Source organism: Streptomyces sp. NPDC056452, from assembly GCF_042796085.1.
Taxonomy (GTDB): domain Bacteria; phylum Actinomycetota; class Actinomycetes; order Streptomycetales; family Streptomycetaceae; genus Streptomyces.
In genome coordinates this window covers 37770-49964 of record NZ_JBHTRI010000013.1, presented here as the reverse complement: position 1 = coordinate 49964, position 12195 = coordinate 37770, and the positions used below count along the sequence as shown (strand labels likewise).

The following is a 12195-nucleotide window of genomic DNA, read 5'->3' as shown; positions in this document are numbered from 1 at the left end:
TGCCATCGCGCGGACCTCCAGCCGACCAGCAGCTATACAGCAGTCCGATTCCGCGCGCTCCTGAGCAGCCGCCACACCAAGCCCGTCGACTCAGGGGGGCACCTGAGGGCAGCGCCGACCGCTCCGTGCGCAACGCCACTCCCCTACCAAATCCGCCCTCGGGGCACCTGCCGCTCACGACTTAGCCCTGCCTCTCCCATCACCGGATCGCGGCGCCGCGCCTCTATGGGTTGAGCGCGCCATCACCCGCCCACCGGCCCGGCGCAGCAGGCGCAACTGCCGCACCGGTTCTGTGGGAACCCGAACGTTTAACATCAACTTGGCGCATTTTTTAAAAACTTGACGCTGCGCCAGATGTGCTGCCATGCTGATGGCATGTCACTGGGGGGAAGTTTCCAAAAACTTGACTGGCGCAGCACTCGCTCAGTCGCACTGGCTCACAAGGTGGTCCCGGACGCTCCCGGCGTCTACGCCTACGTAGAGCTCGCAGAGCTCAGGGGGCTGACCGTTACACAGACGTGGATGTATGTGGGTCAAGCCCGGTCGCTCTCTGTCCGGTTGAGTCGACACCAGGTGCACATGGAGACCAACCGCCATCTCCGCGACTGGTTGCACCGCAATGGAGAGCGGCAGTTGCACTACGCAGAGGTCGACGTCGCCATGCTCGACCAGGTGGAGCGTGACCTCATCAGTCAGCTCCGGCCGCTCTTCAATCGAAATCTCTTCCCCCAGCACTCTCTGTCGACCTGAGCACTCACCGTGCAGGAGGAAAAATGGACATGCCAGTGGCTCTCAGCCATGCCACAGACATCGAAGCGATTGCAGCAGCCCGCAGGAAACACGATGAAGTGATCGCCGAGCTGCTCGAGGCCTCTATCTCCAGGGAGGATGCACTGTTCGTCGAGGTGGCCCACATGGGTGGGACCCCCTCCTACATCGCTTCTGTGTCCCTTGAGTGGATTCGCCGCCAGGTCAACCTCACCGACACCATGCCGCTACTTAAAAGGAGCATCGACAAGGAAACGGGAAAACTTCGGATCGACGAGGAAAGTATCGAGATCATCTCGCAGCGGTCCATCGACTGGTCCCGGGAGGCGGTGCTCGCCAAGTACCTCATTGAGCGCGATACCCATAAGTTTCCGCCCATCCTGGCCGTCCTCAGTCAGCCATGGGTGGATGACCCGGACAGCCAGATGTGGGACGAAGAGGGGTGCGCCAAGGAGGCGTCCGTCGCTTTCAGGGCTCTCGACCTTCGTGGCCGCCTGGGCCTGATCGACTTGAGTGCCAAGGCCAGGTTGTATGCGCTTGATGGGCAACACCGGGTGATCGGCATCAAAGCAGCTCTCGAGCTGATCAGCACTGGGCGCCTGGATGTCAGGGACAAAGATCGCAAGGTCAAGCGCGACGAGATGCTGAGCCTAGACGATCTCATCTCTGACAATGGGCTTGACGAGGCACAACTTCAGCAGCTCGGTGACGAACGGATGGGCATCGAGATCATTCCAGCCGTGCTCAAGGGGGAGTCACGGACGGATGCCCAGCTCAGAGTCCGGACAACGTTTACCCACGTCAACAAGCAGGCGTCTCCACTGACTCCGGGAGAGATCGCTCAACTGGACGAAGACGACGGCTTCGCCATCGTCGCACGACGGGTGGCAGTGAGCCATCCCTTCCTCAGCAGCGTCAAGAGCGCAGTTAACTTCAAGAACAGCACGATCTCTTCACGCTCTGTCCCCATCACCACGCTGCAGACTCTGACATGGATGGCGCGGACCTACCTCCTCGCACACAACGATTACGCGAGCTGGGGAACCAAGGGTAAGGAACTGGCACGCCGGCCCGGGAAGGCCGATCTGACCCGTGGCGTTGCCGACTACACCGCGCTGTGGGACCACATTGCGGAACTGCCGACGTTCCGTGCAATCGCAGCTGGAGAGTCAGTGGTCCTCCACAGGCGCTTCGCTCACGAGGACAAGAGTCAAGGAGTTGGCGGCGGCCACCTTCTACTACGGCCAGTAGGCCAGCAAGCGTTGGCCCAGGCAGTCGGACTACTCCACGCCGAGGGCATGGCCCTGGACTACATCTTCGCCAAGCTGGGCACTCTCGATCGCGAAGGAGCACTAAGGCTCGATGCTGTCGAGAATCCCTGGTGGGGGGTCCTCTACGACATGAATGGCAAGCGCATCAGCATCAAGGGGCGCGATACCGCGGTCAAGATCCTCCGTCACGTCGTCGGTGGGCTTCCAACCGACAAGGAGCGGAAGGTGCTGCGTGAGGCGATCGCTGACGCCCGCTTCATCGGCGATGGCGATTACCGCGACTACAACAACAGCATCGTCTCCAAGTCCAAGATCAGCTTGCCGGATCAGCTGTAAAAGTGACGCGGCTTCGACCCTGATACGACCTGCCAGCAACAGCGGCACAGGGTCGAAGCCAACCACATCGCGCCCTCGCAGATCCTCTTGCGTGCCCCCAACCGGACACTCTCGCCCTCAGGAGGCGATCAACGCTAAAACGAACCTCCCCGGAACGAGCAGCGCGGGCGGCAGGCGCCCGGTCATGGTGCGTTCCGTGCTCTAGTAGTAACGGTCTGGGCGAGTTGCTAGTGGAAGCGGATTGGCCTCAAACCCTCTGATCAGCCGTTGCCTCGAGTCCGCCAACTTCTAGGGGGAGCCTGGGGACATCTGCGACGCCTGCTCAAGAGCTCGCAGGTATCTGTCGTAGACGAAGCGGCGGAACCAAGAGATATGACAGGCAGTCCGCGGTAGCGCACTGCGGCGCGACAGCAAGCGTCGCCTATCGCAGAAAGAGCCCATCAGACGCGTAGGCGTGCGGGCCCCGCCGGCGCCATAGTCCGCACGCCTCGATGCCATGGTCAGAGCCCGCCGCGCCTTGACGCCTGCGGCCAGGCACTCAAACGCGAACATTGCACACAGACATGGCGATACGAAGTGCGCTGCGATGGGTAAGTTTTGATTACGGGACGACGCGGCTCCCCCTGCGGGGCCGCCCTGTCAGTCCTTGACGCTAACTTGAAGACATGATCACCGCACTTGCCGCCACCGGTGGGACGACTCCACCCCCCGAGGGCATCTCAGCGCCCACCGCAACCATCATCAGCGCCGCCATCGCCTTCGCCACGGCCGGGATCGTCAGCCTGGTAACCAATGCTTTGACGCACAAGAGGGAACGAAATTCCTACCGCAGAGAATTGAATCTCAAGCGACTCAATGAGCTTTATGGCCCGCTGAAACTGCTCCTGGATCAGAACAGAGTTCTGTCTGGCCAACTAAAGGAAGGGAGGCCCGAAGACTGGCACATCCTTGACCACGTACCTGAAATCCAAGCAAGCGCTGACGACAAGGCAATCGTTGATCAGATCTTGGCCATCAATAAAAAAATTGTGGACATCTTGGAGGGTAAGTCCGGACTCTGCCTGATCCCGATCCCAGATAGCTTCTCCAAGTTTCTCGGACACTACGGCATGCTGTCCCGCGCCTTTGCCGGTCAAAATATTGTACGCAATTCAAACTTCGAGTACTTCCCTAAGGCATTTGAGGTCGATGTAGCGAAGGGTTACGAAACACTCGCAGCCAAGCTCAAGAAGGAGAGCGGAGAATGAATTCCTCGTTTGCGTTGAGTAATCGATGCCTGAGCGACACGGCCACTCCGTGCACGTTCTGCCGCATCGTTCGCAATGGCACAGAGGAAATTCATGACTTCGGAACGATGGTGGCATTCCTGGACTCATACCCAGTGTCCCAGGGGCACTTCTTGGTCGTACCGAAGAGGCATCTATCGGACTACTTTGAACTGAGCGACGACGAGCTGCGCGACAGTAATAGGGCCCTGAGAGACCTTCGCGTTAATCTTCTTAGTGGAGATTCAAGCATCGCCGGATTCAACATTGGCGTCAATTGCGGAGTCGCTGCCGGACAGACAGTCGAGCACGCGCATATCCATCTGATTCCTCGCAGGCAGGGCGACACCCCGAACCCGCGCGGTGGAGTCAGAGGAGTAATCCCTGCCAAGATGACCTACTGACCGGCGCACCCGGCAGCTCCACGCCGTTTCGAAGGCCATCCATCTCATGCCCGAGTAGTCACTCATGAGCTTGCCATGATTGTCAGCCTCGGGTTAGTCACACTGACTGCCATCCTGCCTGATGCGAAGCAGTCAGCTATTGACTTGGCTTGGTGCCAGCGCTCCGAGCTGGAATGTATGAGATCGGTGCCACGCAAAGTAGGGCTCGCGATCGGTCGACCACCATGCAATAGAGCGGCCCGCCAGGTGCTCATCTATGTACTTGGCCACAGCTGGGGCGCTTGCCGCGACGGGGCTAACTTGGAGCCGGCCTCCGTCTTCGACAGCGACGAAGCCGTGCTCAAAGAGGCTGTCGCAACCGAGAAGGCACGCGAGCATTGCAACATTGTTGAGGTCCCATCGCTCCTCCTCGCTGCACGCCGCACGCTTCTTGATGTGCGCGGCGACGAGGAAGGCTCGCGGGAGGGTGCGCCCGCAGAGCGCGCAGTCCCCTTGCACCCCGGGCAACAGCGCCCTCTTCAAACGGCCTTGCTCCGCACGTCGTTGAGCTTCCGCGACTGCGTCAGAGGGAGCCAGCGGCGGCGCCGGGGGTTCCACCGTGGCTGAGGGCGAGCTGACATGAACGCTGTCCTCGAAGCCGATCAGATCTTTGAGGACCGCACCGTCCTCGTCGCGTAGAGCAACAAAGCCCTGGATATTGCGGTTGGGTTTCCACTTCAGCAGGGAGCGGATCTCCTCCATCGGGAAGTCAATGCCGCGCACTCCGGTCAGTGCGTACATGTACTCCCAAGTCTGCTTCGTCCTGTCGTCGACTCCCCATAGACGGAGAGCGAAGTCCGGGTTGTGCCAGGTTGCAGCGACGGTCCCGACAAGGTAGAGACGCTTGCTGCCAGAGAAGAAGACGACGTCGCCAGGTAGCATTTTGCGAATTTGCGGCAGATTTGCGCCCTCGATGCCGGGCGTAACGCCCCACATCTGCGCTTGGCCAGATGGGAAGAGTGCGCTCAGCGTCTGCATGACCTGGGGGTCGATGAGATCCACGTGGTCTGCCAGGTCAACAGGTTGCAGGATGGTGTCTTCGTAATGCTCGCGAACGGTCGGACGCTTCAGGCTTGCTGGTTGGGCAAAGACGGTCACGACGCGTCCCCTCATGGTCTGTACGCCACCAACGGCTATGAGATGACGCTTGGTTGGTAGATCTATCAGCTGGCACTGACACACCACCACTCGCCGCGGGCTCGCCAAAACCAGCGCTCATTCCCCGGCTGTGCCCCCTGGGCCTGTCGGTCACCTCAACGCCGCTCCCCAGGTTCTAGCCGACAACCGCTCCGGCGGCGGGCGCTTCCAACCAGAGGGCCCCCGTGCTGCCAGCCAGCGGCAGACCGAGCACCCGCTGCACGGGCCTGCGCATCGTGGTTCGTAGTCGTTCGTGGGCTGGGCTTCTCGGCTGCCAAAGGAACGCTGAACGTCCGCGAATGAGACTGCTGGCACCTAGGGCTGCAACCGAGCGTGCAAGCCCGGTCAGAGGTCTGAGAACCACTTTAGGAGTTCGACCGCCCGCACCACCTAACAGCTCTCGAGCCGACGACACGACGTAGTGCGCACTGCGGGAAGCAGCCAGGATCCGCTCGCGTCTGCGGACGTTGCCGTCAGGGACTGCCGTCAAAGGCGCGACGAACCGGCATGCGGGCCCCGTCGCCGCGCCCACCTTCACCCACCCGACTGCTCACACGCGACTCGGCTCTAGCCTGCACGCCTCGGCGGGCACCAGCACGCTTTCCAACTGTGCGAGTGACTGTTCGCTGGTCAACCGTGACGGCTTTCAAGACCGCCCCCATCCGCGGCGAACGCCTGGCCCTCTGATCTGCCCATTCGCTGGGACTGCGCCCCAGGGGTGCTTCACTGGCCCACACATGGCCCCACGGCACCCGCCCAACGAGGTCGGTGACGCGACCAAGTGCGGTGTCATACCCGCCCCGTAGGCTCAGCTCATGGAAAAAGGGGCCATCTCCCGCGACGACATCCTGAAGACCCTGCAGGAGTACGACGATCTGGGAGCGGAGTCGTTCCTCAGCCTGTACGGCTTCAAGCCAGCCCGGAAGTTCCTCATCCTGCACAACGGCAAAGCGTACGACTCGAAAGCGGTCGCAGGGGTAGCCCACAAGCATTCCCACGGGAGGGCGCTGGAATGGGACGAGCTCAGCGGCGGCGTCGGCCATGCAGTCGACTGGCTCAAGCGCGAAGGCTTCCAGGTCGGGGTATCCCGGAGTCCCAAGTGGACCCGTGACGAGCTGATCCTCGCGTGCGATGTCGTGACCCGGAACGGCTGGCGAGGGCTTTCTTCTTCGGACCCGCGGATCGGAGAGCTGTCCGACCTTCTGCAACTGCTCGGCGCCTACCCGCCCGAGCAGCGCGCGGCCGAGTACCGCAACCGCAACGGGGCGGCGCTCAAGACGCACAACATCGCCAGCTTCCACCCTGACTACCAGGGCAAGCCCACGAACGGCGGAAAGCTGGACCGTGAAGTGTTGCAGGACTTCCTGGAACGGCCAACAGAAATGGCACGGGCGGCTGAGCTGATTCGTGCAGGACTGCGATCTGGCGAACTCCAGCCAGCGCCGCTCACCGAGGATGAGGACCTGGACGACAACGTCGGCGCACCCGAGGGACGTGTCCTCTACCGTCGCCACCGCACCCGCGAACGCGACAAGGGACTACGCAAGAAGAAGATCGCGTCGGTCCTCAAGCGAGGAGGCGCACTTTCCTGCGAGGCGTGCGGCTTCAACTTCGGCAAGGTCTACGGGGAGCGGGGCGAGGGCTACATCGAGTGCCACCACGTGGTGCCGCTCCACGAAGCTGGAGAGGGCACTACGAAGCTGGCGGACCTCGCACTGATCTGCTCGAACTGCCACCGCATGATCCACCGCAGCGCGCCTTGGCCTACGCCGGCCGAACTGCGCCTGTTGGTTCTGGAGCAGACCAGTGGCCGGGAGGCGCGTCTGCCCATGCCGCGGACTGCGACAGAGGTCGTTGAGGCATGACCGCTACGGACATCTGCGTGGCCTTAAGCGAGGACGTGCCACCCCACACCAACCCCACGAGGATGGGGAGCACTTTTGGCTACTCGACCGCGGTCTCGAACTCGACAGGCTGGTTGCCGCAGGTTTCGGCGAGGGTGGTGAGGGCTTCGGCTTCGGGCTGGTCGACGGTCAGGCCCCAGCGCAGCTTGGTCGCGACCCAGTCCGCTGCGTAGGTGCAGCGTGCGTCGGCCAGCGGAGGCAGCCAGGTGGCGGGGTCCTGGTCGGCCTTGCTGCGGTTGGTCTTCGCAGTGACGGCGACGAGGGAGCGCTCAGCGTCCAGGTCGTTGGCGTACGCCTCCCTGCGAGCCGGCGTCCACTGCGAGGCGCCGGAGTCCCAGGCTTCAGCGAGGGGCACCATGTGGTCGATGTCCAGGCCGCCCGGGGCCGTCAGGGCGAGCCCGTCGTAGTACGAGTACCACTCCCCCGCGGTCACCTTGCACCCCGCTTCGATGGTGGGCGCGATCCGGGACTCTGCGATCAGGACCTCCATACGGCTGTTACATGAGTCCTTGTCGGCGTCGACCCAGTGCTTGAAGGACGAGCGCTCGTAGCCGGTGCGGGACTCCGCAGCCAGCGGCAGCGCCTGGACGCCGTCGGCAAGGGGAGTGACTTCGGCGGCCTGGACCGGAGCGGCGGCGAGCAGGGGCACGAGGGTGAGAGCAGCGGCGGCGAGGCCCCGCGCAACGTTGTTGATCACGAGGATCTTGTACGGGCGATCCACCTCGTTGAGGTGCCGGACGTGCCGTCACATCACTCGGGAGGCTGGTAAGTCGTACTACCTTCCTCGCCCGTGTGTCGGCTGTCCATGTTGGCGCAGGGAGGTTCTCAGCGCTTGATCGTGACGCAGGGCATCCGCTCAGGGTGTCCCTCGAATTCGACACAAAGTTTGGAACGGTGCGGGAATCTCTTGTTGATCTTCCATGTCGCGATTTCGAACTTGTGCCCGGAGGCTTGCTTGGATGTGGTGTATTTCCACCCCCGCACTTGACGGACATAGGTGTCGCCCTTCCAGAGGCTGACCCGGGCCCGGGCGCCTGCCTCCCACCCGTCCAGGAGCGCCCGGACTTCGTTCACCTTGAGTCCTTCGCCGATGACACCGATGCTGACCGGCCCGTCATCGGCGCCACCGCTGGCGTGGGCGGGCGCTTGGCCGAGGCAGCCCAGGGCCATCAGGGACGCCGCAAAACACGTGATCCTTCGCATGATGTGCCCAACGTCGCTCTCCCCCGCTAAGGCATCACTGGAGGCAGCTTCTCACTCATGCGGGCGACCTGGCCGGTGCGGCGAACCGAGTCTCAAAAGCCCCCGCTGACCTGATGAATGGCGCGGGGGCATCTTGAGTGCTCCATCCAGTCCTCGCCCGCGGGGACCCTTATTCATGTGGGCTGCGGTGCACGTGTTCCTGCCCCTGTGATCCGGATAGCTGCGGGCCACGGCCGCGCTCCGGATCAGCCGGGGCCGCAGTGTCTTTCGTCAAGTCACTGTCCGGACGGCGGGCGGGCTGCATGCTCCTGAGGTGCCAATCCCCTTCCGCCGCAAGCACGGGGCCCCCGGGGCCGGTTACACACCGAACCTCTGGCCCGTCTGGATCGTGGCCCCCGTGGCGCTGATAGCTGCCGGTGCCCTCGCCTGGGTCAGCTACCACTACGCCTACGACCACTTCGCCCAGGCGGCTGCCGACCAGAAGCCGCCCAAGTCGGTCAACATCAATGACGTCCTCAAAGCCGCCGTCACCGCACTGACCCTGATCGGTGCCGTCCTCGCCGGTCTCTACGCCTACCGCAAGCAGCTCCTCGCCGAGGGCGACGCACACCGCGCAGACGCAAACCAGCTCGCCGAGCGGTACACCACCGCCGCCGAACAACTCGGCCACGACCAGGCCGCCGTCCGCCTCGCCGGCGTCTACGCCCTCGCCCGCCTCGCCGACGAACTGGGAAGAACAACGCCAGGTGTGCATCGACGTCCTGTGCGCCTACCTCCGCATGCCCTACGAATCCGACCCGACAGCCCCCGAGCACAAGGCCGGTGAGCTGGAAGTCCGGCAGACCATCATCCGCGTCATCCGTGACGTTCTGGTCGAAGGGGGCCACGGAGGCCCTCGGAGACTGGCGCGACCATGACGTCCGCCGGGAGCGGCCCACGAAGTGACTGAGCCCTCCGGGAGTCCTCCGGTGCTTCCTCCCGGAGGACTCCGTGCCGGGTGGTCAGGGCACGTCGCCCTCCCATACCCAGGGGCCGTCAGGACGGCTGAAGGTCGGGCCGTACGAGGTTCTCCCGCCTGGCCCGTACGCGCTGTGAGGGGTGAGCAGCTGTGCGCCGGTGGTGATCTCCTCGTCCGTCCAGGCGGTCACCTCAACCAGTTGCCCGTCCAGTGGCCCGCCGACAAGTTGGCGGTAGGAGTGGCCGGGCTGCGGCCCGGTCGCTGGCGCGTCGTGGTCGGTGCCGTACACCCGTGGTGCCTGTGTCATGCGGGCAGTCTGGCGCAACGTGGGGTGAGGCAGACATGTGTTGAGCGCTGATCGCACTCTCGTTGCTCATGAACGAGGAACCTGCGGATGGGCTCACCGGTTTCGCCCGACGACAAGGTCGATCCCATCGAGTGCTGCTGCCGCGCTGAGCGCACATCAGCCATGACGACGCAGTCGCCTCGCGGCATTGGTGACAGCAAGAATTGTCCCAGCGCTCGCCCGTACTTCCACCCGCACGCACGGGTACGGGGCGCCGCAGGCGAGGTACCCGCCCCGGGCCCGCTCCGTGTTCACCCCGAACGCATGGATCTGCAGGAGCACCTCGGTCGCAAGAGCCCGGCCAGCGGCGAACCTTCCGACGCCATCTTCACGAGAACGGACAGCAGATGTCGGCGGGCCGGAGTTCGACCGATCACGGTCGTGCTCAGTCCCGGCTACGTCGGTGGTCAGCATGGCCGCCGAAATGCCCGCACCGGACGGTGCGGGCATTTGATGATGAGGATGGATCCCGGCTCCGGCGGGGCACATACCTGCCCTCACCCCTCGTGGGGCCCAGCAGGCAGGAGCCGGCTTTCAGCCCGCCATGCCGTTGATCAGCGGCGGTGGTGGTTGCGGCCCCAGGAGTCGGTGTCGATGGTGCGGCCACGGTCGTTGCGCAGGACGGCGGTGTCGGAGTAGTTGTCCCAGACGTAGGAGCGCCGGTCCTGGAAGAGGTCGGTGCGGGTGTCGCGGCCGATGCCGGTGTGGACGCGGACGGTGGCGCGTCCGGCGAGGCGGACGTCGTCGAAGCGGTAGCGGTGACCGTCCTCGTCGCGCAGGGTCCATCCGTCCAGGTTGACCGCGCGGCGGCTCTGGTTGGTGATCTCGACCCACTCGGCGTTCAGCGACCGGTTGCTGCGGTTGTCACGGCCCGGGCTGTCGGCCTGCACGTCACTGATCACGACGCGGGGGCCGGGGCGGTGGCGGTCGCCGTCGTCGGCGGAAGCCGGCAGCGCAATGGCTGAGACAACGGCACCGGCCGCCAGGACGGTAGCGGCTGCGCGGCGGACGGTCGAAGAAGCAGACATAGGTGATGTCCCCTCAATCACAATGCCCCGGGCCCGGTTCAAGGCCCAAGGTCGGTACGAGTTCCCGACCCGTCCTGGGCCGAGAACACACACTCTGCGACCTCGACCGGGACGTCGGGACACCAACCCGACCCCGGTAACCAACTGCGGACATTTCCGTAACGATCGCCTGCATCGGTCAATCGATTGATATCGACATGAACTCGACATTCGATGAGAGCTGCACCCACCCAGCAGTGATCGGCAGCAACCGGTTGCGCACCCCGGCGCACAACCGGTCCACCTACAGGCGCGTCGTCCCCCCGGACGCCACTCAATCGGTAACAAGCGGCCTCCACTGATTCTCGAACACGTGCCACGGGAGTCACACACACGCACGAACTGGTATTCACCACCGTCCAAGCACTGAGGCTCCAAGCCCGGGCGAACTCGCAGTTGTGGTCACAGGCCTGGTGACAGCTTTCTTACCGGCACCCCATCTCCGGCGGCGGTGCCAGACACGACACCACCGGGCGTGATAGTGCCCCTAGCCGTCCTGCAGGTCCGACTGCGGGGCACAGATCTCACACATCACGATGTAGGTCTCATGTGTCACCGCAAGCCGCGCCTGCACTCTGTCCAGCAGAATCCCGTCCTTGGCCCTGTATGTGGCACAGCCACCCCGGTGCAGCACCGGCGGCGCCTCACCGCGTTTCGGTTGGATCTTCCACCCCTGATCCGCGCGCGCCTGCTCCGCACGGTGCCGGTTCCGCTCCTCCTGGGCCGCCAGCTCCCGGATCACCGTGTCCGTCCGCTGCAGCTGATACGCCAGGTACTCGCGCGTGATCCGGAGCTTGTCCAGGCGCGATATCTGGGATGGGTCGGCCATGGCTATCCCTCCGACGGCTGCTCATGGGCGTGCAGGAGTGCCGTGCGGGCCTGTACTACGTCCTCACGGTCGACGTCGCCCCAGAACGGATGCGTCGCCACGGCAATGGACAGGCGCAACAGCTCGGCACGCAACCGGACGATCTCGGCGTGCTGCTCCTCGGTGTAGCCGGGGCTGTCGGGCTTCCCCGACCTGTAGTCGGAATGCAGCTTCTTGTCCGTTTCCCATCCGGGCATCGGCTCCGCCGACCAGGGCAGGGTGCGGGCGTACTCCTCGCACGCGGCGCGGGTGCGATGGAGGGCAACCTGGGCGTCGCGCAGGTCCTGCGGGAAGGGGAAAGCGGGGGCAGTCTTGGGCACGTCCTAATGGTACGTCTGTTCGATTTTGGGATGCGAGCGGGCGCGCCGACCTTGAGGCCACCCGCACCAGTGCGGCGGCAACACGGGGTGCCGCGAAATCTGGCGCCGAGTGGCGTGCGGCGCAACCTGCTGGAGCCCATGACCAGGCGGCCCGGACAGTCCAGGACTGTCCGGGCGTGGCCGCCATGCGTCGTGGTCAGTGGCTCCCAAAGTGGGGCTGGGGGTGCCGAGATGTCCCTCGGCGCTCATGCTGATGACGGCGTCACGGCGCTTTGCCGGGGCTCCCCTCAAGCATCCTCACCCGTGGCT

The 12195-nt window shown here is 64.1% G+C and carries 12 protein-coding genes; 5 read left to right on the top strand and 7 right to left on the bottom strand.

All coding sequences use genetic code 11. The annotated features are described in order from the left end of the window. The first annotated feature begins 773 nt into the window (after positions 1 to 773). The 3 genes from ACFQ6X_RS15305 (at position 774) to ACFQ6X_RS15295 (ending at position 4044) form a co-directional block, all read left to right on the top strand. Positions 774 to 2375, top strand: coding sequence for a DGQHR domain-containing protein (locus ACFQ6X_RS15305; protein ID WP_383181553.1), 1602 nt, complete (start codon positions 774 to 776; stop codon positions 2373 to 2375). Positions 2376 to 3040: 665 nt separating this feature from the next. Continuing rightward, positions 3041 to 3622 carry a hypothetical protein gene (locus ACFQ6X_RS15300; RefSeq protein WP_383181550.1) on the top strand — a complete coding sequence of 194 codons (582 nt, stop codon included), beginning with the start codon at positions 3041 to 3043 and terminating at the stop codon, positions 3620 to 3622. Continuing rightward, the gene (locus tag ACFQ6X_RS15295) at positions 3619 to 4044 is read left to right on the top strand and encodes an HIT family protein (protein ID WP_383181547.1); all 426 of its coding nucleotides are present in this window, start codon (positions 3619 to 3621) and stop codon (positions 4042 to 4044) included. Before ACFQ6X_RS15300 ends, ACFQ6X_RS15295 begins: the two co-directional genes overlap by 4 nt. Before the next feature lie 132 nt (positions 4045 to 4176). Here the strand turns inward: ACFQ6X_RS15295 and ACFQ6X_RS15290 are convergent, their stop codons facing one another. Further along, complete coding sequence (locus ACFQ6X_RS15290; protein ID WP_383181544.1) at positions 4177 to 5181, bottom strand: hypothetical protein; 1005 nt, start codon at positions 5179 to 5181, stop codon at positions 4177 to 4179. A gap of 854 nt (positions 5182 to 6035) precedes the next feature. Here ACFQ6X_RS15290 and ACFQ6X_RS15285 point away from each other — a divergent pair. Continuing rightward, entirely contained in the window at positions 6036 to 7085 is a 1050-nt protein-coding gene (locus ACFQ6X_RS15285; RefSeq protein ID WP_383181541.1) for an HNH endonuclease, read from the top strand. A 79-nt stretch (positions 7086 to 7164) separates the two neighbouring features. Here the strand turns inward: ACFQ6X_RS15285 and ACFQ6X_RS15280 are convergent, their stop codons facing one another. Together ACFQ6X_RS15280 and ACFQ6X_RS15275 are read right to left on the bottom strand one after the other, a co-directional pair. Further along, the gene (locus tag ACFQ6X_RS15280; RefSeq protein ID WP_383181538.1) at positions 7165 to 7821 is read right to left on the bottom strand and encodes an HNH endonuclease family protein; all 657 of its coding nucleotides are present in this window, start codon (positions 7819 to 7821) and stop codon (positions 7165 to 7167) included. Positions 7822 to 7949: 128 nt separating this feature from the next. After that, positions 7950 to 8327 carry a hypothetical protein gene (locus ACFQ6X_RS15275; RefSeq protein WP_383181535.1) on the bottom strand — a complete coding sequence of 126 codons (378 nt, stop codon included), beginning with the start codon at positions 8325 to 8327 and terminating at the stop codon, positions 7950 to 7952. Positions 8328 to 8640: 313 nt separating this feature from the next. On the opposite strand from ACFQ6X_RS15275, the gene ACFQ6X_RS15270 reads away from it, so the two are divergent. Next, positions 8641 to 9153: a hypothetical protein gene (locus tag ACFQ6X_RS15270; RefSeq protein WP_383181532.1), complete on the top strand. Its 513-nt coding sequence runs from the start codon at positions 8641 to 8643 to the stop codon at positions 9151 to 9153. 175 nt (positions 9154 to 9328) lie between these two features. On the opposite strand, the gene ACFQ6X_RS15265 is transcribed toward ACFQ6X_RS15270, so the two are convergent. From ACFQ6X_RS15265 to ACFQ6X_RS15250, 4 genes are all read right to left on the bottom strand, one after another. After that, entirely contained in the window at positions 9329 to 9592 is a 264-nt protein-coding gene (locus tag ACFQ6X_RS15265; protein WP_383181529.1) for a hypothetical protein, read from the bottom strand. A gap of 593 nt (positions 9593 to 10185) precedes the next feature. Beyond that, the gene (locus tag ACFQ6X_RS15260) at positions 10186 to 10659 is read right to left on the bottom strand and encodes a lamin tail domain-containing protein (protein ID WP_383181526.1); all 474 of its coding nucleotides are present in this window, start codon (positions 10657 to 10659) and stop codon (positions 10186 to 10188) included. Positions 10660 to 11185: 526 nt separating this feature from the next. Continuing rightward, positions 11186 to 11527, bottom strand: a complete 342-nt coding sequence (locus ACFQ6X_RS15255; RefSeq protein WP_383181523.1) for a DUF6233 domain-containing protein — start codon at positions 11525 to 11527, stop codon at positions 11186 to 11188. 2 nt (positions 11528 to 11529) lie between these two features. After that, entirely contained in the window at positions 11530 to 11886 is a 357-nt protein-coding gene (locus ACFQ6X_RS15250; RefSeq protein WP_383181520.1) for a hypothetical protein, read from the bottom strand. Positions 11887 to 12195: the final 309 nt, after the last annotated feature.